The 21,333-nt window shown below is 74.0% G+C and carries 22 protein-coding genes; 11 read left to right on the top strand and 11 right to left on the bottom strand.

Annotated features, from left to right (window positions below; genetic code table 11):
• Positions 1–28: 28 nt before the first annotated feature.
• From BLT72_RS19200 to BLT72_RS22380, 3 genes are all read left to right on the top strand, one after another.
• Positions 29–1,510, top strand: a complete 1,482-nt coding sequence (locus tag BLT72_RS19200; protein WP_091414919.1) for a hypothetical protein — start codon at positions 29–31, stop codon at positions 1,508–1,510.
• A 116-nt stretch (positions 1,511–1,626) separates the two neighbouring features.
• Positions 1,627–2,127 carry a GtrA family protein gene (locus BLT72_RS19195; RefSeq protein ID WP_091414917.1) on the top strand — a complete coding sequence of 167 codons (501 nt, stop codon included), beginning with the start codon at positions 1,627–1,629 and terminating at the stop codon, positions 2,125–2,127.
• A gap of 456 nt (positions 2,128–2,583) precedes the next feature.
• Complete coding sequence (locus BLT72_RS22380; protein WP_157720569.1) at positions 2,584–2,946, top strand: phosphotransferase; 363 nt, start codon at positions 2,584–2,586, stop codon at positions 2,944–2,946.
• A 55-nt stretch (positions 2,947–3,001) separates the two neighbouring features.
• Here the strand turns inward: BLT72_RS22380 and BLT72_RS19185 are convergent, their stop codons facing one another.
• The 3 genes from BLT72_RS19185 to BLT72_RS19175 all read right to left on the bottom strand — a co-directional run bounded on the left by BLT72_RS19185 (position 3,002) and on the right by BLT72_RS19175 (position 4,822).
• Positions 3,002–3,574, bottom strand: a complete 573-nt coding sequence (locus BLT72_RS19185) for a TetR/AcrR family transcriptional regulator (RefSeq protein ID WP_091414913.1) — start codon at positions 3,572–3,574, stop codon at positions 3,002–3,004.
• The gene (locus BLT72_RS19180; RefSeq protein ID WP_091414911.1) at positions 3,567–4,403 is read right to left on the bottom strand and encodes an alpha/beta fold hydrolase; all 837 of its coding nucleotides are present in this window, start codon (positions 4,401–4,403) and stop codon (positions 3,567–3,569) included. The genes BLT72_RS19185 and BLT72_RS19180 overlap by 8 nt, the downstream gene beginning before the upstream one ends.
• A gap of 215 nt (positions 4,404–4,618) precedes the next feature.
• Positions 4,619–4,822: a cold-shock protein gene (locus tag BLT72_RS19175; RefSeq protein WP_091414909.1), complete on the bottom strand. Its 204-nt coding sequence runs from the start codon at positions 4,820–4,822 to the stop codon at positions 4,619–4,621.
• A 276-nt stretch (positions 4,823–5,098) separates the two neighbouring features.
• On the opposite strand from BLT72_RS19175, the gene BLT72_RS19170 reads away from it, so the two are divergent.
• Positions 5,099–6,040, top strand: coding sequence for a hypothetical protein (locus BLT72_RS19170; protein WP_091414908.1), 942 nt, complete (start codon positions 5,099–5,101; stop codon positions 6,038–6,040).
• 12 nt (positions 6,041–6,052) lie between these two features.
• Here the strand turns inward: BLT72_RS19170 and BLT72_RS19165 are convergent, their stop codons facing one another.
• The 5 genes from BLT72_RS19165 to BLT72_RS19145 all read right to left on the bottom strand — a co-directional run bounded on the left by BLT72_RS19165 (position 6,053) and on the right by BLT72_RS19145 (position 10,614).
• The gene (locus BLT72_RS19165) at positions 6,053–6,268 is read right to left on the bottom strand and encodes a hypothetical protein (protein ID WP_091414906.1); all 216 of its coding nucleotides are present in this window, start codon (positions 6,266–6,268) and stop codon (positions 6,053–6,055) included.
• Positions 6,265–6,471: a helix-turn-helix domain-containing protein gene (locus BLT72_RS19160; protein ID WP_091414904.1), complete on the bottom strand. Its 207-nt coding sequence runs from the start codon at positions 6,469–6,471 to the stop codon at positions 6,265–6,267. The genes BLT72_RS19165 and BLT72_RS19160 overlap by 4 nt, the downstream gene beginning before the upstream one ends.
• Positions 6,471–6,950 carry a DUF2975 domain-containing protein gene (locus BLT72_RS19155; RefSeq protein WP_091414903.1) on the bottom strand — a complete coding sequence of 160 codons (480 nt, stop codon included), beginning with the start codon at positions 6,948–6,950 and terminating at the stop codon, positions 6,471–6,473. Before BLT72_RS19155 ends, BLT72_RS19160 begins: the two co-directional genes overlap by 1 nt.
• Positions 6,951–6,989: 39 nt before the next feature.
• A complete protein-coding gene (locus BLT72_RS19150) occupies positions 6,990–8,054 on the bottom strand; it encodes a LacI family DNA-binding transcriptional regulator (protein WP_091414901.1) in 1,065 nt (354 codons plus the stop codon).
• A gap of 127 nt (positions 8,055–8,181) precedes the next feature.
• The gene (locus BLT72_RS19145) at positions 8,182–10,614 is read right to left on the bottom strand and encodes a glycoside hydrolase family 3 N-terminal domain-containing protein (protein ID WP_231930163.1); all 2,433 of its coding nucleotides are present in this window, start codon (positions 10,612–10,614) and stop codon (positions 8,182–8,184) included.
• Positions 10,615–10,996: 382 nt separating this feature from the next.
• On the opposite strand from BLT72_RS19145, the gene BLT72_RS19140 reads away from it, so the two are divergent.
• The 3 genes from BLT72_RS19140 to BLT72_RS19130 all read left to right on the top strand — a co-directional run bounded on the left by BLT72_RS19140 (position 10,997) and on the right by BLT72_RS19130 (position 14,305).
• Entirely contained in the window at positions 10,997–12,328 is a 1,332-nt protein-coding gene (locus BLT72_RS19140; protein WP_091414899.1) for an ABC transporter substrate-binding protein, read from the top strand.
• 91 nt (positions 12,329–12,419) lie between these two features.
• The gene (locus BLT72_RS19135; protein ID WP_157720568.1) at positions 12,420–13,418 is read left to right on the top strand and encodes a carbohydrate ABC transporter permease; all 999 of its coding nucleotides are present in this window, start codon (positions 12,420–12,422) and stop codon (positions 13,416–13,418) included.
• On the top strand, positions 13,415–14,305 hold the full coding sequence (locus BLT72_RS19130; RefSeq protein ID WP_091414898.1) for a carbohydrate ABC transporter permease: 891 nt from the start codon (positions 13,415–13,417) through the stop codon (positions 14,303–14,305). The genes BLT72_RS19135 and BLT72_RS19130 overlap by 4 nt, the downstream gene beginning before the upstream one ends.
• Before the next feature lie 104 nt (positions 14,306–14,409).
• On the opposite strand, the gene BLT72_RS19125 is transcribed toward BLT72_RS19130, so the two are convergent.
• On the bottom strand, positions 14,410–14,754 hold the full coding sequence (locus BLT72_RS19125; RefSeq protein ID WP_091414896.1) for a DUF3817 domain-containing protein: 345 nt from the start codon (positions 14,752–14,754) through the stop codon (positions 14,410–14,412).
• A 164-nt stretch (positions 14,755–14,918) separates the two neighbouring features.
• On the opposite strand from BLT72_RS19125, the gene BLT72_RS19120 reads away from it, so the two are divergent.
• Both BLT72_RS19120 and BLT72_RS19115 read left to right on the top strand, forming a co-directional pair.
• Complete coding sequence (locus BLT72_RS19120) at positions 14,919–15,086, top strand: Rv0909 family putative TA system antitoxin (RefSeq protein ID WP_091414894.1); 168 nt, start codon at positions 14,919–14,921, stop codon at positions 15,084–15,086.
• Positions 15,087–15,255: 169 nt separating this feature from the next.
• On the top strand, positions 15,256–16,203 hold the full coding sequence (locus BLT72_RS19115; protein WP_091414892.1) for a sensor histidine kinase: 948 nt from the start codon (positions 15,256–15,258) through the stop codon (positions 16,201–16,203).
• Positions 16,204–16,280: 77 nt separating this feature from the next.
• Here BLT72_RS19115 and BLT72_RS19110 read toward each other — a convergent pair whose 3' ends face one another.
• The gene (locus BLT72_RS19110) at positions 16,281–16,763 is read right to left on the bottom strand and encodes a DUF309 domain-containing protein (RefSeq protein ID WP_231930161.1); all 483 of its coding nucleotides are present in this window, start codon (positions 16,761–16,763) and stop codon (positions 16,281–16,283) included.
• An 81-nt stretch (positions 16,764–16,844) separates the two neighbouring features.
• On the opposite strand from BLT72_RS19110, the gene BLT72_RS19105 reads away from it, so the two are divergent.
• Entirely contained in the window at positions 16,845–18,404 is a 1,560-nt protein-coding gene (locus BLT72_RS19105; protein WP_091414888.1) for a hypothetical protein, read from the top strand.
• Between the two features lie 3 nt (positions 18,405–18,407).
• Here BLT72_RS19105 and pknB read toward each other — a convergent pair whose 3' ends face one another.
• Positions 18,408–20,321 carry a Stk1 family PASTA domain-containing Ser/Thr kinase gene (gene pknB, locus BLT72_RS19100; RefSeq protein WP_091414886.1) on the bottom strand — a complete coding sequence of 638 codons (1,914 nt, stop codon included), beginning with the start codon at positions 20,319–20,321 and terminating at the stop codon, positions 18,408–18,410.
• Positions 20,322–20,467: 146 nt separating this feature from the next.
• On the opposite strand from pknB, the gene BLT72_RS19095 reads away from it, so the two are divergent.
• Positions 20,468–21,322, top strand: coding sequence for an LLM class flavin-dependent oxidoreductase (locus BLT72_RS19095; protein WP_091414884.1), 855 nt, complete (start codon positions 20,468–20,470; stop codon positions 21,320–21,322).
• Positions 21,323–21,333: the final 11 nt, after the last annotated feature.

The following is a 21,333-nucleotide window of genomic DNA, read 5'->3' as shown; positions in this document are numbered from 1 at the left end:
CGGTCGCACACTACCGAAGGACCAGTGGATGTCGGTGATCCCCGACCCCGAGTCGGATCGCCGAGCCGGGGTGTCGAGCCGTGCACTCCTGCTCGCGTGCCTCCCGGCGGTGGCGATCGGGGTGCTGATCAGGCTGTGGCTGGTGCACACGTCGCTGGTCACGGCGAACGCTGACGAGGGCGTCACCGGCCTGCAGGCCTACGAGGTCCTGCACGGGAGGTTCCGCCTCATCGTGGCCGGGAACGACTACGGCTCGACCACCGAGACCTACCTCATCGCACCGTTCCTGGCCTTCTGGGGCGGGGTGTGGCCGCTGCGGATCGTGCCGACCGCGCTGTCCGCGGTGGCCGGGTACGCGCTGTTCCGGCTGGCGCGGCCGATGCTCGGTCGGGTGCCCGCCGCGGCCCTGGCGCTGGTCGGGTGGACCACCTCCGGCGCGGTGACGATCTTGTTCCTGCGGCCCTACATGGGCTACACGAGCGGGTACGTCGCGCTGATCGCCGCGCTGGCGCTGGCGTGCCACGCTATGCGCACGGATCGACGCCTGGCCCGGACGGCGGGCTTCGCCGGGTTCGCCGCGGGGTTCGCGCTGTGGAGTCACCCGATCTTCGGCACGGTCGCGCTGCTGGCGCTGATCGCGCCGACCCTGTACCGACGGGGGGCGCTGCGCCGGTGGTGGCTCCCGCTCGCCGCCGGCGGCGTGCTCGGAGTCAGCCCCTGGTTGGTGTACATGGCGCAGCACGGCTGGCCGGAATCGGCCACGCCGGTGGTCGAGGCCAGCTACAGCGAGCGCGTGGCCAGGTTCGTCGTCGAGCTGCTCCCGCGGGCCTTCGGCCTGCGCAACGAGCTGGGTGGGGCCTGGGTCGGCCCCGACGCGGTGGCGGTCGGCGTCGCGGCCCTGCTGATCGTCGGCTCGATGGTGGGGATGGTGCTGCTGGTGGTCCGCCAGGGCCGGCAGGCCCTGCCGATCCTGGTCGCCGGGTTCCTGGCGTTCCCGGTCCTCGCGCTCTTCCCCCCGCTCAGCAACATCGCGGACGGGCGGTACGCCCTGCCGTTCCTGCCGGAGCTCCTGATGGGCTTGGGGGCGTGGCTGCTGCTGGTCCCCGAGCGCATCCGTGACTCGCCGTGGCTGGTGGTCACCGTGCCGACGGCCTGGGCGCTCCTGCTCTGCGTTCCCGTCGTCCACCAGCAGGCCGGCTGGGAGTGGACCGATCCCGACACCGACGCCAAGCAGATCGTCAGCGAGCTGGAGTCCCGGGACATCCGCTACATCGCCGGCGACTACTGGGGCGCGTACCTGGTCGACTACCTCGCCGCGGGTCGCCTCCAGGCCGCGGTCCACCTACCCGTCCGCTTCGACGAGGAGAACGCGACCGTCAACGCGGCCGACCCCTCGGAGATCGCCTTCGTGTACCAGGACGGTCAGGTCCCGTACATGCGGATGCCGCGGGACCACTACCAGATGACGGACGTCGGACTCTTCGACCTCTATGTGCCGACCGGGGCGTGAGACCGTCGAGGCCGGGCCGGTGGGCCCGCGGCGCGGGTGTCGGTGGGCACGTCCGGCCGCGGGGCCGGGACCTGGTCGCGCACGCCAGAGCCGGGACCACCGCCACGGGGAGGGACATGTCTGAGTCGGAGACGCGCTCCCGACCCGCGGCCAGCCGGTCGCCGTCGGCCCCCAGGCCGCGGCTGCACCGTCAGCTGTTCTCCTACCTGGTCGTCGGCGGTCTCACCGTCGTCGTCGACATCGGACTGCTCGCCCTGCTCCACGAGTCCCTGGGTGTTCCGCTCGGCGTCGCCACCACGGTGGCCTTCTGCACCGCCGTGGTGGTGAACTTCGTGCTCAACCGGACCGTGATGTCCTCCGGGGGCTCGCGGGGGTGGACGCAGCACGCCGTGCGCTACGGCTCGCTGGTCCTGGCCAACTACGTGATCACCCTCGCGGTGGTGACCTCCGCCGGCCACGTGGGCGACCGGTACCTGGTGGCCAAGGCGGCGGTCGTCGCCGTGTCGACCCTGTGGAACTTCCTCCTCTACCGCCACTGGGTGTTCCTCCCGCCTCGTCCCGACGTCGTCGAAGCGCGACCGGGTGCGGTGGACCGGGAGGGATCCACGTCGTCGTGATGGCCGACCGGCTGGTCGAGGTTCGTCGCCATGGACGTCGCTGCGGCGACGGTCGACGGCCACCCGGTCCGGCCCCTGGTCGCCGGGACGTGGCCGGCTCCCGCCGACCTGGCCGAGCGGCAGTGGAGCTCGACTGGCTCCCTCGCCTGGCCGACCTCCCCGCCGCCGTACCGGAGGTCCTGCACGCCGGCACACCGACCAAGCGCTACCCGTTCAGCTGGGCGGTCCTCGGGTGGCTCGACGGCCTCGACGCGTGGGAGACGCGCCACCAGCAGGGCTGGTTCGGCGCGGAGCTCGGCCACGACCTCGCCGCGGTCGTCCGGCATCTCCGCCGCACCGCCGTCGGGGAGGCGCCGCTCCGGCCACCGGGGGAGCGGGGTGGGCCGCTGCGCCCGCTCGACGACCGGGTGCGCTGGTGGCTCGACCAGTCCGACGGGCTGGTCGACGCCCCGGGCGGTGCTGCGGCTGTGGGACCAGTGCCGGGAGGGCGCCGCCGACGTCGACCCCGTGCTGCTCCACGGGGACCTGATCCCGGGCAACGTCCTCGTGGCCGGCGGGCGGCTGAGGGCTGTCCTGGACTGGGGCGGCCTGGGAGCCGGGGATCCCGCCCAGGACCTCGACCCGGCGTGGGCCGTGCTCGACGAGGACGGAGCCGCGGCGTTCCGCGACGGCCTCGACGTCGACGACGCGAGCTGGCTCCGCGCCCGTGGCTTCGCCCTGGAACAGGCCGTCGGTGGCGTCATCTCCTACGTCCCGCGCCGGCACCCCCTCGGTGCGGTGATGCAGCGGACGTTGGGGCGGCTGCTGTCGGGACGCTGATGGTCGAGCCCGCGAGGCCTGACGCCGACGCGCCCGGCCAGGAGACGAGCAGCGCTCAACGGGCGGCGACGGCCCGCAGTCCCTGGTCGACGAAGGCGACGAGCCAGGTGAAGCTGTCGTCGACGTCGGTGTCCAGCTGGAAACCGCCCGCCACCTCCAGCGTCGCGAAGCCGTGCAGCACGCTGCGCACCATCCGCAGCGCGTGGATCTTCTGCCCGGGGTCGAGCTGGTAGCCCCGGACGACGGCCGCGAGGGAGTCGAGCAGCCGGTCGGCAGCCGGGCCGAGGGGGTCGTCGGCCCCACCGGCCCGGGCGCTGTTGCCCGCCGCGTAGCGCCCCGGGTGCTCCTTGACGAAGGTCCGCATCGCCTGGGCCGCCGCCGCCAGGGCGTCGCTGCCGGACCGGCCCTGCGTCGCGTCGCGGACAGCGTCGGCCAGCTCGGTGGCGGCCAGGACGGCGATCCGGTGGGAGAGGTCGGCGAGACCGTCGACGTGCTTGTACAGCGAGGGGGTCTTCACCCCGAGCCGCTCGGCGAGGAGTCCCATGCTGAGGTGGTCGAAGCCGACCTCGTCGGCCAGCTCCGCGCCGGCCAGGGTGACCGACGCCGGGAGGAGGCCGGCTCTAGGCACGGGTCAGCGTCCGGGCCAGGAAGGGCAGCGCGAGGGCGAGGACCTCGTCGGGGTTCTGGACGTGAGGGTAGTGACCGGCGCCCTCGATGACGGCCAGCTCGCCGAGACCCGCGGGCACGTCGGCGAGGATCCGCTCGCCCTCGGCGCGGGGGTCGGCCCAGTCGGGGTCGGCGCTGCCCTCGATCACGAGGACCGGGCGGGTGAGGTGCGGCAGCTGCGCGTCCGCGTCAGCCGGGTTCGACGTCCCCATCGCCCGGAAGACCTTCATCCGGCCGGGCTCCTTCATCGTGGCCTCGATGCGCGCCAGCTCGAGGCCCCAGTCGGCGGGCTTCACCGGGATGGCCAGGTCCAGGTACCGGGTCCAGGCCGGCACGCTGCCGCCGATCGCCGCCCGCGCCAGCCGGAGGTAGCCGGTCCGGTAGCGCTTGTTGCGCGCCAGCCCGGCCAGGTCCACGGACTGCTGGCGGGTGAACGGGGCCAGCTCGACCACACCGGCGACCAGCTCGGGCGCGGTGGCAGCCGCGATGGTCGCCGCGCCGCCGCTGATCGACTGCCCGACGATGACGGCCGGGCCGCCGAGGTGACGCACGACGGCGACCAGGTCCCCGGCGATGTCGGTCCGGCTGTAGCCGTCCCAGCCGAGGCTCGACTCACCGCACCCGCGCAGGTCGACGTTGGCGACCCGGTACCCGGCGGCGACCAGGGCCGGCGCCAGGAAGCGGTAGGAGTGCCGGCTGTCGCCGAGGCCGTGGGCCAGGACGACGAGGGGTCCCTCGCCGGAGAGGTCGTAGGCGAGGGTGCCGCCGGCGATGGTCAGGTGCTCCGTCATGGTGTCCTCCGAGGTGGCTAACAGGCTTAGGTTAAAGCTAAAGCCATTAGCCAACGGTGTCAACCGCTGTCCCGACCGGATCGCGGTCCCGTGGCGCCGGGGGCAGGCCGTGACGGGTACAGCCCTGGAACAGAAGAACGCCGACCGCGGCCAGCGCCTCCCGTGCACCACTGCACGGGGGGCGCCGACGACGATCGGCGTCCTGCTAGCTCAGATCAGAGCGGGCGAACGTTGTCCGCCTGCGGGCCCTTCGGGCCCTGCGTGGTGTCGAACTCGACCTTCTGGCCCTCGTCGAGGGAGCGGAAGCCGGACGATGCGATCGCGCTGTAGTGGACGAACACGTCCGCGCCTCCACCGTCGACCTCGATGAAGCCGAAGCCCTTCTCAGCGTTGAACCACTTCACAGTGCCTTGTGCCATGACTATCTCCTCGTATTTCGATGTCGCACCTCACGACTATCGACAGCTGCGCACGCCCCGCAGGGCCTGACAGATCCTGTAGCCGCAGAAACTGCCACGACGTGAGACCTACAACAGCGGGATGAGTCTTGCACATCTTGAGCACGATGCGTGATCTGGTGGGTGGATCGGGAACTTCTGGTGTCCGTCGCCGACGGCCACGGGGGACGCGGAGTCGTCCGCTCCGGCTGCGCGGTGCGGGCTGACGGGCGCCCGACGACGCGCTAGCGTCCGTGCGTGGACCTGCTGGAGTGGCTCCTGGACGCCGACCCGGCGCTGCGGTGGCAGGTGCTCCGAGACCTCACCGACACCCCGGCGGCGACGGCGGCCGCGGAACGGGCCCGGGTCGCGTCCGAGGGCTGGGGGGCGCACCTGCTCGCCCTGCGTGACCCGGACGGGCAGTGGGCGGGCGGCGCCTGCTTCCCGGCCGGCTTCACAGGGGATCTCGCGGACGGCCAGCCCTGGACGTCGACGCTGCCCAGCCTGGAGCTGCTCTGCGAGCTCGGCGTGGACCCCGACGCGGCGGCCGTCCGCGAGAGCGTGTCCCTGGTCGCGCAGCACTGCCGGTGGGAGCACGCCGGACAACCCTTCTTTGCGGGGGAGGTCGAGGCCTGCATCAACGGGCGGACGGTCCGCATCGGAGCCCAGCTCGGCGCGCCCGTCCGCGGCGTCGTCGACCGTCTCCTCGGCGAGCAGCTGGCCGACGGCGGGTGGAACTGCGAGGCGGAGAACGGCTCGGTGCGCTCGTCGTTCGACTCGACGCTGTGCGTGCTCGAGGGGCTGAGGGCCTTCGAGGTCGCCGCCGGTGGTGCCACCGAGGTCGCGGTGGCCCGCCGCCGTGGTGAGGAGTACCTGCTGGAGCGGGGGCTGTTCCGCCGGCTGAGCACCGGTGCCGTCGTCGACGAGGGCTACCTGACCCCCAGCTTCCCGACCTGGTGGCACTACGACGTGCTGCGCGCGCTCGACCACTTCCGCGCGGTGGGCGAGCGGCCGGACCGGCGTGCGGCGGAGGCGGTGGAGCTGGTGCGCTCGGCGCGCCGCGCGGACGGCACGTGGCCCGCGGGCCCTGTCCACCGCGGGGCCGTGCACCTCGCCCTGGAGGCCGGGCCGGGGTCGTCCAGCCGTTGGATCACGCTGCGGGCGCTGCGGGTCCTCGGCTGGTACGACGGCGGCCGATGAGGCGGCCGGCTGCTACGGCCGTCGCGCCCGCGCCCGCGCCCGCCGCCGCCGGAGCCGCGCGGCCCGGGCGACGCCCGCGACCGCGGCGATGACGAGCAGTCCGCCCAGCAGCTGGAGGCCGGGGGAGTCGTCGGCCTCCCCGGCCACCACCCCGGCCACGCCGACGGCGACCACCAGCAGCGCGAGGACCAGGCCGAAGACGGCGGCACGGCGGTCGTCGGCGCTCACTCCGCCACCCACTCGAGCAGGTCCCCGGGCTGGCACTCGAGCACCCGGCACATGGCCTCCAGCGTCGAGAAGCGGACCGCCTTCGCCCGGCCGTTCTTGAGCACCGCGACGTTGGCCGGGGTGATCCCGACGCGTTCGGCGAACTCGCCGACGCTCATCTTCCGCCGGGCCAGCTCGACGTCGATCCGCACCACGATGGGCATCAGATGACCGCTTCCATGTCGGTCCGCAGCGTGGTGGCCCGGCGCAGCAGCGCGCGCATCACCACCATCAGGAGCCCCAGCACGGTGACCCCGACCGTGAGCAGGAACAGCAGCAGCGGCAGGCCCGGGTCGGAGGCGTTGAACCCCACGAAGAGCAGCACGCCCAGCAGCACCACCCAGGCGGCGCCGACGGCCCAGACGATCCCGTCCACCCAGCGCAGGGCCGCGTCGGTGAAGATCTGGTCGGCCAGCACGAGGGCGAGCAGCTTCCAGGTGCAGACCACCACCACCTGCACGCAGAGGACCCAGAAGACCGTGACGGCGGTCGCCGGCCAGCGCAGGTAGGCCATCTCCGGGTCCTGCTGGGCCATGGACCGGAACTGCCCGGGCAACGACATGACCTGGAACAGCACCAGCACCGCGAACAGCACCACGAGGCAGACCCGCAGGGCGGCGACCGCTCGACTCTCCGTCAACATTCACCGATCATTAACGCCAAACCATCGAAAGTCAATCGATCAGGAACCGGCTCCGCGACCCTGGTGCCGGGCCGGGGGCGCGGTCGAGGCGCGCTCGACGAGCTGGGTGGCCAGCTCGACGTGGTGGCTCTCCGGGGTGTCGCCGTCGGCCAGCCGCAGCAGGGTCCGCAGCGCCACCCGGCCCATCTCCTCGAGCGGCTGGGCGATGGTGGTCAGCTTCGGGAAGCAGTGCTCGGCCACGTAGGTGTCGTCGAACCCGACGACGCTGAGGTCCTCGGGGACGCGCAGACCCAGCGTGCGGGCGGCCTCGACGACGCCGACGGCGCTGGCGTCGCAGCCGGCGAACACCGCGGTGGGGGGCTCGTCGAGGGCCGCCAGCTCGAGCGTCGCGGCGTACCCGGTCTCGGCGTCGAAGTGGCCGGACCGGACCAGCTGGGGGTCCTGGGCGATCCCCGCCTGCGCGAGCGCCGCGTGGTAGCCGTAGAGCCGGGCCTGGCTGCAGGTGGCGCCGGGCTCACCCCCGATGTAGGCGATCCGCCGGTGCCCGAGCGCGGTCAGGTGCTGCGTGGCCGTCATCCCCCCGGCCCAGTTCGTCGCGCCGACGCTCACGGTGTCCTGGCGCGGCGGCGGGTTGACCGGGTCGATGAGCACGAGCGGCAGCCGTGCGCGCTCGAAGGCGTCGAGGTGGTCGCTGGTCATCTCGGTCGTGACCGAGATGATGCCGGCGCGGCCGGCCAGCCGGGACCGGCGGGCCCAGAGCTCGGCGTCGGGGCGGCGGTCGCCGAAGCGGCCGAACTTGGCGACGACGACGTCGACGTCGTGCGCGCTGGCGGCGTCCGTCACCCCGCGCAGGATCTCGATCGAGTAGGCGCTCACGACGTCGTCGAAGACCAGCTCGACGACGGGGATGGTGGGCTTGCCCGCACGCCGGGTCACCCGCTGGTAGCCCGTGTCGCGGATCACCTGCTCCACCCGCTCCCGGGTCTGCTCCGCGACGTCGTGGTGCCCGTTCAGCACCTTGGAGACGGTGGGCAGGGAGACACCCGCCTCCCGGGCGACGCTGGCCAGCGTGATCCGGGTGCTCGCTCGCGTGTCGGACGTCATGGGCACCCCTCCCGTGCTGGCTTGATCATCTCACCGCAGCCTTCTCGGACCAGCCGGCGCCCACCCGGCGGCGCGGACAGGGTCCGGTGGAACCCCGCCCGACCGCAGCCCGGGTGCACGGCGCGGCCTAGACCGCGGCGTCGGCGAGGCCGCGGGCGACCTCGACCGGGGTGTCCAGGCGGCGGTCGATGCCGACGGCCCGGACCGGGCCGGTCAGCCGCACCCGTGCCCGGCAGGGCAGGTCGCGCGCCGAGGTGCCGACCAGCACGTCCACGTCGCCCGGCTCGACGACCCGCTGCAGGTCGCGGCCGGCGAACGCCGTCCGGTCGGCGTGCACCCGGAACGCCACCTCGGCCGCCTCGCCGGGCTCCAGCGGGACCCGGGTGAACCCGGTCAGCTGGACGACCGGCCGCGTCACGCTGGCGACGACGTCGTGCAGGTAGAGCTGCACCACCTCGGCGCCCGCCCGCGCGCCGGTGTTGCGGACGCGCACGGTGGCGGTGACCTCGCCGTCGGTGGGGATCTCGGTGCTGCTCAGCCGCAGGTCCTCCACCGCGAAGGTGGTGTAGGCGCGGCCGAAGCCGAAGGGGAAGAGCGGAGTCGCGTCGAGGTTGGTGGGACCGTCGTTCCCGACCCCGAGCGGCGGCTGCAGGTAGGTGCCGGGCTGGGCGCCCGGCGTCCGCGGGATCTGCACCGGCAGCCGGCCCGAGGGCTGGACGCGGCCGGAGAGGACGCCGGCCAGCGCCGCCCCGCCCTCCTCGCCGGGCATGAACGCCTGCACGAGGCCGGCCGCCCGACCGTGCACGGCGCCGAGGGCGTAGGGGCGCCCGGACACGACGACCACGACGACCGGGGTCCCGGTCGCCAGCAGCTCCTCCAGCAGGTCGGCTTGCACCCCGGGCAGCCGGAGGTCCTCGGCGTCGCAGCCCTCCCCGGAGGTGCCGCGGCCGAACAGGCCGGCCAGGTCGCCGACGACGGCGACGCAGAGGTCGGCCCCGCGGGCGGCGTCCACGGCGGCCGCGAAGCCGGAGCGGTCCTCGTCGCGGACGTCGCAGCCCGGCGCGTGCACCAGGTCGACGCCGGGCAGCTCGGCCCGCAGGGCGTCGAGCGCGCTGGGCACCTCGACCCCCAGGCCGAGGTCGGGGTAGCGGGGCAGCACGTGGTTGGGGAAGGCGTAGCAGCCCATGAAGGTGGCCGGGTCGTCGGCGCACGGGCCGACCACCGCGACGCGGCCGAGCCCCGGGCGTCCTTCCCCGAGGAGGGGCAGCGCGCTGCCGGCGTCCAGCAGCACGACCGAGCGCTCGGCGAGCTCGCGCGCCAGGGCCCGGTTGCCGGGGGAGTCGAGGTCGCGTCCGGCCGCACCGGCCACCGAGCCCTCGGGCGTCCAGCCCGGGTCGAGCAGGCCCAGCTGGATCTTCTGCCGCAGCAGGCGGCGGGCGGCCCGGTCGACCAGCGCCTCGGGCAGCTGGCCGCGCCGGACCCGCTCGACCAGGCCAGGGCCGAAGCCGACCGTGTCGGGCAGCTCGACGTCGATGCCGGCCTCCAGGGCCAGGGCGCCCGCCTCGTCGGCGTCGGCGGCGACCCGGTGCGTGGAGGCGAGGAACGGGACCGCCCAGTAGTCGGACACGACGGTGCCGTCGAAGCCCCAAACGCCGCGCAGCAGGTCGGTGAGCAGCCAGGCGTCGGCGCCGGCGGGGACGCCGTCCACGTCGGAGTAGGAGTTCATCACCGAGGCGGCGCCGGCCAGGGTCACCGCCATCTCGAACGGCGGCAGGATCACGTCGACGAGCTCGCGGCGCCCCATCGGGACCGGGCCGTGGTTGCGGGCGCCGCGGGAGGCGGAGTAGCCGGCGAAGTGCTTGAGGGTGGCCACGACGCCGGCACCCTGCAGGCCGCGCACGTAGGCCGAGGCCAGCTCGGCGACCAGGTAGGGGTCCTCCCCGAGGGTCTCCTCGACGCGGCCCCAGCGGTAGTCGCGGACGACGTCGAGCACGGGGGACAGGCCCTGGTGGACGCCGAGGGCGGCCATGTCGCGGCCGATCGCCGCGGCCATCTGCTCGACGAGCCGCGGGTCGAAGGTCGCCGCCCAGGCCAGGGCGGTCGGGTAGACGGTGGCTCCGTAGGTGGTGAAACCGGTGAGGCACTCCTCGTGCACGAGGGCGGGGACCCCGAGCCGGGACCCCGCCAGGACGACGCGGTGCTGCCGGACGACCTCCGCGGCACCCTGCTCGACCGTGAGCGGCACGCTGCCGTAGACGCGGGTCAGGTGGCCGAGGCCGTGCCGGCTGGCCTCCTCGAGGGGGAGGGCGGCGTCGGTGGCGAACTCGTCCTGCATCGGCGCGACGTTGAACGTCTCGCCGGGCGGGGCCTCGGGCGCGGCCGTCGTCGGCTCGGCGGCCGGGCTGTCGTTGCCCGTCCAACGGCTGCCGAGCTGGGCGACCTTCTCCTCCAGCGTCATGGCGGCCAGCAGGGCGTCGACGCGCACGTCGAGGGGCCGCGCGGTGTCCTGCCACGGGGGCACGGACTGCTGGACGTCGACCGTCGACGGTTGGGTCGTCACGGCTGGTTCCTCTCCACGAGTGCGACTCGCTGTGTCGAAACTTTCGGCAGCGCTTCGAGGCTACGAGATGACAGGCCGCGCTCTGACCACGAAGGCAAGCGGCTCGTGGGGCGCCTGTCAAGTATCTGGCGGAGGTCGTTGACGTGCCGCGGGCTGGGACCTACGCTGCTCGCGAGACACAATTTCGTTCTTCAAGGCGAAACTATCGAGAGTTGTCTCGGCGGGCCTTCGGCTCGCCTAGCCAGGATCCGTGACGATCGCCAGGCAGTCCGCAGGGGCTGGCCCGCGGAGGTCGGCAGGACCCGGTCAGGGCGGCCGCACGCCACCCACTCCCCATCAGGTCAACGACGACCCCCGCTCGCCGGGGCTCAAGGAGGTTCGGATGTCCATCTTCGACAACGGGAGGACTGCGGGCGCAGCAGCAGCGGGGCTCCTCGCGGCCTCGCTCCTGCTCAGCGCGTGCAGCGGCGGCGGGTCAGCACCCGAGGCCGGGTCGCCGGCCAGCACCCTCGCCGCCCCCGACGAGAGCAAGCCCGTCACCATCAACGTCGACTCGTTCGGCGGCATCTTCGCCAACTTCGAGAAGGCCGGGCTGCTGGACGACTACAAGAAGCTGCACCCCAACGTCACCGTCAAGTACTCCGAGGTCCAGCAGGAGAGCGACTACTGGACCGCGCTCACCACCAAGCTGAACTCCGGCTCGGGCCTGGCGGACATCCAGGCCCTCGAGATCAGCCGGGCGGCCCTGGTCACCCAGCAGCAGCAGGACAAGTGGCTGGACATCCGCACCACCGCCGTGGGCGACGCCAACAAGTACCCGCCGGCGAAGCAGGGCGCCATCACCACCGAGGACGGGGCGGTGCTCGGCTGGGGTACCGACGCCGGCCCGATGGCCATCTGCTACCGCAGCGACAAGCTCGAGAAGGCCGGCCTGCCGTCCACCAGCGCGGAGCTGTCCAAGGTGATCACCGACTGGGACTCCTACGAGGAGACGGGCCGGAAGTACGTCAGCGCCACCAAGGAGCCGTGGATGGACTCGGCCGGTGGCTACTACCGGCTGCTGACCTCGGTCCTGCCCGAGCGCAACTACAACGCCGAGGGCGAGCCCACCTACACGACCAACGCCACCGCGCGGCCGTCGTTCGACCGTGCGGCCAAGGTCGGCGCGGAGGGTCTGACCGCGAAGCTGGAGCAGTTCTCCCAGCCGTGGAACACCGCGATGAACACCGGCGACTTCGCCACCATCGCCTGCCCCGCCTGGATGCTCGGCTACATCAAGCAGCAGGCCGGTGAGCAGAACGCCGGCAACTGGGGGGTCCTGCCGCTGCCGCAGGGCCTCGGCGGGAACTGGGGCGGGTCCTACCTGTCCATCCCGAAGGACAGCCCCAACGCCGCGGCCGCCGCCCAGCTCGCCGCCTTCCTGACCAGCGCCGAGTCCGAGACCAAGGAGTTCAAGGCCGGTCTGGCGTTCCCCTCCAACAGCGGGTCGCTGGACCAGATCGCCGACGTCAAGGACCCGTACTTCAACGGCGCCCCGATCGGGCAGATCTTCAGCGACGGCTTCCGCGCGGCGCCCGACCAGCCGCTCGGGGTCGACGACGGCACGATCGACAACACCATCGGCAAGGCGCTGACCTCGGTGGAGAGCAACAACGTCCCGCCGGCCGAGGCCTGGGACAGCGCCATGAAGACCCTCGAGGACCAGATCGGCTGATGACCAGCCGCTGACCGGTGCCCCCGACCCCGCGTGGGTCGGGGGCACCGGTCAGGTCACCCACCCGACACACAGGAACCGGAGTCACGACATGGCCGTCGACACCCCGACCCACGCCCTCACCGGGCCCGCGGCACGGCGGTCCCGTCCAGCCCGCCCCAGACCGGCCGGGGAGCGGTCCGCCCCCTACGCCTTCATCGCACCCTTCTTCATCCTGTTCGGCGCGTTCGGGCTGTTCCCGCTGATCTACACGGTGTGGCTCAGCTTCTACGAGTTCCGCCTCGCCGGCGGGGAGCCGAAGTTCATCGGGCTGGAGAACTACGTCTGGCTGTTCGGGAGCGAGTCGTTCTACAACTCGTTGTGGAAGACGTTCACCATCGGCCTGCTCTCCACCGTCCCGCAGCTGATCATGGCCCTCGGGCTGGCGCACCTGCTGAACTACAACATGCGGGTCCGCAACTTCTTCCGGATCTCGATGATCATGCCGTACGCGACCTCCCTGGTGGCGGCGACGCTGGTCTTCGCCTCCATCTTCTCCAACACCTCCGGGGGGCTGGCCAACGTCGTGCTGAACCGGCTCGGGATGGAGCCGATCGCCTGGACCGCCGGCAACTGGACGGCCCAGATCGCCATCGCGGTCATCGTCACCTGGCACTGGACGGGCTACAACGCGCTGATCTATCTCGCCGGCATGCAGTCGATCGGCAAGGAGCTGTACGAGTCGGCCGCCATCGACGGTGCCAGCCGCTTCTCGCAGTTCCTGCACGTCACGTTGCCGGGGCTGCGTCCGACCATCCTGTTCACCATCGTGCTGTCGACCATCGGTGCCACCCAGCTGTTCACGGAGCCCTTCCTGTTCGGCAACGGAGCCGGTGGCGGCGCGCTGGGCCAGTACCAGGTGGTGGCCATGTACATGTACGAGATGGCCTTCGACATCGGTCGCCTCGGCCGGGCGTCGGCGATCGCCGTGGTGGTGCTGGCGCTGGTCATCCTGCTGGTGCTCATCAACACGGGACTGGCTCAGCTGCGCACCCGCGAGCGCCCGCAGCGCGGGACCACGACCACGACCACGACCGGAGGCACCCGATGACCACGATCGACGCCCCTCGCGAGGCGGCCGTCAGCGCCGCACCGGTCCCCGCGAAGCGCGGCCGGGGACACGCCGGCGAGCGGGCCGGGGTCGGCACCTACATCGTGCTGACGCTGACCGCGGCGCTGTTCCTGTTCCCCTTCTACTTCTCCCTGGTGGCCGGCTCCCACCCGCCCGCGGACCTCTACGACGGGTCGCCGCCGCTGCTCCCCGGACCGGGGCTGTTCAAGAACATGGGGCTGGCGCTGGCCCAGGCCGACCTCTTCCAGGCGCTGGGACGCTCGCTCGTCGTCGCGGTGGTGGTCACCGTGGCCACCGTGTTCTTCTGCACCATGGCCGGCTTCGCCTTCGCCAAGCTGAAGTTCCGGGGACGGAATGCGCTGTTCGGCATCACCCTGGCGACCCTGACCATCCCCCCGACCCTGGGGATCGTCCCGTTGTACGTCGTGATGAGCAAGCTCGGGCTGGTCAACAACCTGGCCTCGGTGATCCTGCCGGCGGCGGTGACCGCGTTCGGGGTGTTCTTCATGCGTCAGTTCCTCACCCAGGCGCTGCCCGACGAGCTCGTCGAGGCGGCCAAGGTGGACGGGGCCAGCCTGACCCGGACGCTGTTCGAGATCGTCTTCCCGATCGCGCGCCCGGGCATGGCGGTGCTGGGGATCCTGTCGTTCATGGCGTCCTGGAACGACTTCCTCTGGCCGTTCATCGTCGTCCGCAACACCCCGACCATCCAGGTGGCGGTGGCCAGCATCCAGGCCGGCTACACCCCCGACATCTCGGTCATCCTCGCGGGCACCGTCATCGCGACGGTGCCGCTGGTCATCGTGACCGCGATCTTCGGCAAGCAGATCGTGAACGGGATCACGGCCGGGGCCGTCAAGGGCTGACCCCCCCGCACCACCTGCTCCCCGGGCCTGTCGACAGGCCTCCACAAGTCCGGGGAGCAGGTCCACCACCACGCGACGGCGGGCGAGCCGTGGGTGAGGTCGACCTAGACGGCGACCTCGTCCACGGCTCGTCGCGTCGTGGCTCCCGGCCAGCTCAGCCGACCTGTGCGCACGGCCCACCACTCGAACAGCAGGGTGGCGAAGGGCGGGACCGAGCAGGCCAGGGCCAGCAGCGTCGTCCACACCGACCAGCGGAGCGTGCGGGCGAGCAGCAGCGTGAGCACGACGTAGGCCACGAACACGCCGCCGTGGACGGGGCCGAAGATCCTGACGCCCAGGTCGCCGGCCGCCGTGAGGTACTTCACGTACATGCCGGTCAGCAGCCCCAGCCAGGACAGCGCCTCGAGGGTCGCGACGACGACGAACAGGCGGGCAAGGGTGCGAGACACGGGCCGATGGTAGGTGCCCGGCACCAGCCCACCCGTCGCCCGGCCGGCCCGGCCGGCGGCCCGCCCGCCGGCTGCCGGGGGTCCCGGTGTGCACGTGCCGACGGATGGGTACCCGGTCGCGGGGCGGCAGCCGTCGCCCGGCGCGATCCCACGAAGGAGGACCCATGGGTCTGGACGAGCTCAAGGACAAGGTCAGCGGCGGGGCCACGGAGAAGGCCAGCGACGCGGGCATCGAGAAGGCCGGCGACGCCGCGGACACGAAGCTCGGCGGCAAGGGTGGCGAGCAGGTCGACAAGGCCCAGCAGGCCGCCGACGACAAGATCGGCCAGTAGGTCGCTGCGGCCGGCCCTGCCCTGGGATCCGGGGGCGGGCCGGCCGGCCCAGGCTCGCGGCGGCGGCTGAACCGGAGACGCCAGGTGGGTGTTCTGGTACCTGGCGGGGCTCCGGCGTGCGCGGATAGCGTCAGGCGTCCAGCAGCATCGGTGACCGGGGGAGTCCTGCATGTCGTGGTCATCGCCTGCGCGCGAGCACCAGAGCTATCGGCACGAGGCGTTCCTCTGGGGTGGCGCGGAGGACTTCACGGCTGGGCTGGTCCCCTTCCTCGAGGAGGGCCTGGAGGCCGGCGAGCCGATGATGGTCGCGGTGGGGCCGGAGCACACCAGCTGGCTGCGGGAGGCGCTCGGCGCCGCCGCCGACACGATCCGCTTCGTCGACATGCACCAGCTGGGCCGCAACCCCGCCCGGATCATCCCGGCCTGGCAGCGGTTCCTGGACGAGGAGGCGGCCGGCGGCCGGCCCGTCCGCGGGGTGGGTGAGCCGATCTGGCCGGGGCGGCGCGCCGAGGAGCTGCTGGAGTGCCAGCTGCACGAGGCCCTGCTCAACGTGGCCGTCGACCCCGAGCTCCCTTTCTGGTTGATCTGCCCGTACGACACCGCGCAGCTGAGCGAGGCGGTCATCGAGGAGGCCTTCCGCAGCCATCCCGTGCTGGTCGAGGCCGGCGGCTACTCCGGCAGCGCCGGCTACGGGGGTCGGGCCCACGTCGACTCGCTCTTCTCGAGTGACCTCAGCGCTCCGGCCGGGCAGGTGCGCCAGGCCCACTTCACGGCCGCCGACGTCGGCCGGCTGCTCAGCTACACCCGGCTGGAGTTCTACGTGGCCGGGCTCAGCCTCGGCCGGGCCGCCGACCTGGCGCACGTCGTCGAGCGGCTGGCCGCGAGCAGCCTGCACCGGGGCTCGGGCGGCGGGACGGTGACGATCTGGTCCCAGCCGGGCGGGGTGGTCTGCGAGGTCGCCGACGACGTCCCGGTCGAGGACCCGCTGGCCGGTCGCCGGCCGCCGGCCGCCGACGACCACGACGCCCTGTGGGTGGCCAACCAGCTGTGCGACCTCGTGCAGCTCCGCTCCACCGTCCGTGGGACCGCCGTCCGGGTGCACGCCTGGACCAGCTGAGAGCCGGCCCTGCGGACCCGTCCGACGTGCGGCCGGCCCGGACCGGAGCTCGTGCTGACCGCTCGGCCCCGTTCGGGTCAGCGAGCAGCAGGCCCCTGCAGGCGCGGCGCTTCCGCCGTCGCCGTGCCGGAGGCGGCCAGGGCGGCCAGCACCGCGTCGCACCACCGCAGGAGCCCCGCCACGTCGACCCGGTGGGGCGGGGCTTCGGCGTAGAGCCCGATCCGCCGTCGGGCCCGCTCCAGCAGCGTCGTCGCGCCGACCGGGTTGCCGCGCAGCAGGTGGGTCCACCCGACGGCCAGCTGGGCGAGCCCCTGCCAGAGCTCGCGCTCCTCGGCCGGTGCGGCCTTCCAGGTGGCCTCCAGCACCTCGTGGGCGTGGAAGGGCATCCCCGCGTCCAGCAGCCGTTGGGCCTCGACCAGCGAGGGCAGCGGCGGCAGCACCAGGTCGTCCGGCACCCGTGGCACGCCCTCGGCGTCCCGGGGGAGCGGCCGGCCGAGCCCGTCCCGCGGCCGCGCGTTGCGGGCCCGGCCCTGGTCGTCCCGCTCCCGCTGCACTGCCATGTCCCCCATCCTCCTCCGGTGCCTGCGCGGCGTCGTGGGCACGTCGGCGGCGGCGGCCCGCCCTCCGGCAGGATGGCCGCCATGAGCGACTGGGAGTGGTTCTTCACGAGCGAGGCCGGACGGACCAACCTGCTGCGCTCGCAGGTGGACGAGCTGGCGGCCTCCTCGGCCTCGGCCAACGCCCGGAGCTCCCGGCTGAGCAGCCAGCTGACCCGGCTGCAGGGCTCGCTGGAGTCCCGCCTGAACGCCCTCGCAGCGGCCTTCGACGCCTACGTCGAGCTGGGGGACGTGCGCGAGCAGCTGGCCGCGCACGCCGACACGGCGGCCGTCCGCCGCGACGTGCTGGCGGCCGTCGACGCGCTGGTCGGCGGCCGCCGCGCCGAGCGGGTCGACCCGTCCGACGCCGACGACTACTGGCTGCCGCACGCCATGAACGCGGTGACCGCCCTGGTCGCCGGGGGACGCGACCGGGCCGCGGAGGGCCGGGCCCGGACGCTGGGTCGGCAGGCCGACCTCTTCGTCGTCGTGCTGCTCGGTGCGCTCGGCCACGGCGCGCTCGTCGCCGACCGGGTTCCCGACCTGCTGGTCACCGACGGCACCCTCGGCGACGCCCAGGTGGTGCTCTGGCGCGCCCTGCTGGCGGGCGTCTACGGCGGGCCCGGCGACCGGGAGGCCGTCCTCGCCGCCGTCGGCGAGCGCTGGCGCTCGACGCTGGCCGGCGGCGACGCCGACGAGTGGCGGGGCTGGGTGGCGGAGCAGAGCGGCGCCGACGACGCCGAGGCCGAGCTGACGTGGGTCCGGGCCCTGCTGGACGGTGAGGTCCTGCTCCCGCTGGCGAGCCCGCGCGAGCCCGCCCGCCGGGTGGCGGTCCCGGGTCAGGAGCGCGCGGCGCGCGCCGAGCCGGCCGCGGAGGGGGACCCGCGGGCCGCGCTGCGCTCCGTCGCCGGCACCCTGATCGCCGAGGGCTCGGAGGCCGAGCGCGACCTGCTGACGCGCGCCCGGCTGCTGCGGCTGCGCGTGGAGGACCCGAGCGGCCTGGGTCCGGCCGGGCCGGTCGAGCCACCCCCGACCGAGGTCCGCGCCCTGGTCCGGCAGGAGTTCGCGAGCACCCGCGACCCCGCCGTCCGGGCCTGCCTGCTCGGCTGGCTGCGGCCCGGCCTGCACCAGGCGGTCGAGGCGGCGGTCGCGGCGCCCCCACGCCCCGTCGAGCCGGTGCAGCAGCGGACGCCGGGCGGGCCGCTGGTCGTGGGGCCCGACGGCCCCGACGCCGACCGGCTCGCCCAGGTGCGGCACACCATCACCGCCCGGGTGCCCGTGGGCACCCTCAGCCCGCTGGTCCCCACCGTGCTGGCCGGGGTCTTCGCCGTACTGGCCCTGGTGGGCGCGCTGCTCGGCTGGTCGGCCGCCGTGGTCGGCCTGGTCGGGGTCGTGGCGGTGGTGCTCGCGGTGGTGGCCGTGCTGGGCCGCCGCAGCCGACGCCAGGCGGCGCGCGAGCAGGCGGCCGACCTGGCCGTGGTCGACCAGGCCGTCGCGGACGCCCACCGCCAGCTCAGCGACGCCCGGGCCGAGCAGGCGCGGCAGGTGCAGGCGCTGCGGACCCTGGCCGACGGGCTGCGCCGGGACCTGACCGCGGCGCCGTAGCGCTCAGTCGCCGCCCTGCCCCTGCCCCTGCCCGCGGCCCTGGTGGGTGCTGGTGGGCTTCGCCTTCTTCGCCTTCTTCGTGGGTTCCTCGGTCGCCGTGCTCGTCGCCGACGCCGTCGGCTCCGGGTCGCTGGTGGGGCTGCGGGTCGTGGGGGCGCTGCTGGTCGGCGCCTCCGAGGTCGGCTCGTCGTCGTCCGGGGCCTCGCTGGTCGCGTCGCCGCCGGGGTCGCTCGTGGGGCCGCCGGCCTCGTCGTCGTCGGCCGACGCGCTGGGGGCGCTCGAGCGGGTCGGTGCCCGGGTCTGCGTGCCGCCGCCGCCCGACGTCGTCGCCTCCGTCGCGCGGGCGAAGCGGACGCGGACCGCCGCGTCCAGCGCCGCCTCCTTCCCCTCGCCGGGCTTCACCGAGACGACGTCGCCCGGATCGACCTCGCCGTCGCCGTCGACGGCCTCGGTGCTCACGTCGGTGAAGCCGAGGTCCTCCAGCTGGGCCTCGACGTCGGCCACGGGACGACCCACCAGGTCGTCGGGGATCGCGGCCGTGGCGGGACCGGCGTTGACCCGGAGCGTCACCGTGGTGCCCGCCGCCACCCGCGCGTCGGCGGCCGGGGCCTGGTCCAGGACGGTGCCGACGGTCTTGTCGTCCTTCCCGGCCGTGGGGGTGACCCGCGGCACCAGGTCGGCGTCGCGGAGCGCGGCCTCGGCCTGCTCCCGGGGCTGTCCGTCCACGTCGGGGACCGTGACGGCCGCCGCCCCGTCCGCTGCGGGCCCGAAGACGCGGAACAGCCCGAACGCGCCGAGGCCGAGGACCAGGAACACGGCCAGGGCGACGAGCACGGCCCGACCCGCGGCGGACCGGCGGCGGTCGGGGGGCTCGGACGGGTCGGCCGGCGACGGCGCCCCGGCGGCCGGGCCGACGAGGGCCGTGGGAGCGGTCGGGGACCCGGAGCTGCCGTCGGTGCCGGCCGCAGCGGTGGCGGTCGCGGCGGCGGGAGCGGCCACCAGGCGTCCGGGCAGCGCGGCGGTGTCCGCCGTCGCCGCCGGGCTGGACGGCGGGGGTGGCGGAGCCACGGCCTGGCCGGCGAGCAGCCGGTCGACGTCGTCCCGCATCTCCGCCGCGGTCTGGTAGCGGTCGGCGGGGTCCTTGGTGAGCGCGCGGAGCACCACGGCGTCCAGGCCGGGCTCCAGGGACGGGTCGAGCCGGCTGGGGGGCACGGGCTGCTCGCGGACGTGCTGGTAGGCGATGGCCAGCGAGGTGTCGCCGACGAACGGCGGCCGACCGGTCACCAGCTCGAAGAGCAGGCAGCCCACCGAGTAGAGGTCGCTGCGCAGGTCGACCGTCTGGCCGAGCGCCTGCTCGGGGGACAGGTACTGCGCCGTGCCGATCACGGAGGCCGTCTTCGTGAGGCTCGTGGCGCTCTCGTCGACCGCGCGGGCGATGCCGAAGTCCATCACCTTGACCGCGCCGTCGGTGGTGATCATGACGTTCGCGGGCTTGATGTCGCGGTGCACCAGGCCCATCGCGTGGCTGTGGGCCAGCGCGTCCAGCACGCTGCGGGTGATCCGCAGGGCGCGCTCTGGCGGGAGCGGCCCGGCGTCGAGGATCGTCCGCAGCGTCGAGCCCTCGACCAGCTCCATGACGATGTAGGGGAGCGAGACGCCGGTGGCCGGGTCGGCACCCTCCCCGGTGTCGAAGACCGACGCGATGGCCGGGTGGTTCAGGCTGGCGGAGGCCTGCGCCTCGCGCCGGAAGCGGGCCTGCGCCGTCGGGTCCGCGGCCAGGTGGAGGCCGAGCCGCTTGACCGCGACGGCCCGGTCCAGCCGGCGGTCGAGCGCGCGGTGCACGGTCGCCATGCCGCCCTGCCCGAGCGGCTCGCCGAGCTCGTAGCGGTCGCCGACGACGACGGGTTCCCCGCTCACCCGTCCGCGTCCCGGCTCTGTCGCTGCACCCGCACAGTCTGCCGTCTTCTCCGGGCGGAGGGGTCGCGGGTGCCGCACCGCGGTCGGGCCCGGAACTGTCGGCGCCGGCTGGTAGCACGAGATCCTCGACGACGAGGGGAGCCGCGATGCGCTTCGGGATGAACGTGCCGATCTTCGGCGAGTACGCCGACCCACAGCTGCTGGCGGCGCTGGCGGTGGAGGCCGAGGACTCCGGCTGGGACGGCTTCTGGGTCTGGGACCACCTGCAGTGGAGCGGCGAGGGCGACGGAGAGCCGCGGCAGCCGTCGGTCGACCCGACGGTGGCGCTGGCCCTGATCGCCGCGGCCACCTCGCGGGTGCGGATCGGGCCGATGGTGCTGCCGCTGGCCCGTCGTCGGCCCGCCAAGGTCGCCCGCGAGCTGGCCACGCTCGACCACCTGTCCGGCGGGCGGCTGACGGTCGGCGTCGGGCTGGGCGGGCCGCCGGGCCTGGAGTTCGGGGACTTCGGCGAGGAGACCGACGCCCGCGTCCGCGCCGCCAAGCTCGACGAGGGCCTGGCGGTGCTGCAGGGGTTGTGGAGCGGCGAGCCGTTCACCTTCACCGGGGAGCACCACACCGTCCGGGAGGCCCAGCTGCTGCCGCCGCCGCTGCAGGAGCACGTGCCGATCTGGGTCGGCGGCGAGTGGCCCCGCCGGGCCCCGTTCCGGCGCGCCGCCCGCTTCGACGGGGTCCACCCGCTGATGTTCTCGGTCCCGCCGGACGAGCAACCGGCGGCGCTCGCCCAGCTGGTCCGCTACGTGGCGCAGCACCGCACCGGGTCCGGCCCCTACGACGTCGTCTTCGGCGGGGACACCGTGGGCGACGGCGGGGCCGCGGACCGGGCGCTGGTGGGCCGCTTCGCCGACGCCGGCGTCACCTGGTGGATGGAGGGCATCTCGCACTGGCGGGGACCGCTGGTCGCGATGCGGGAGCGCATCCGGCGCGGCCCGCCGGGCCCGTGACGACCAGGGGC

It is taken from the genome of Friedmanniella luteola, from assembly GCF_900105065.1.
Lineage (GTDB): Bacteria > Actinomycetota > Actinomycetes > Propionibacteriales > Propionibacteriaceae > Microlunatus > Microlunatus luteolus.
This window is presented reverse-complemented; position numbering and strand designations above follow the sequence as displayed.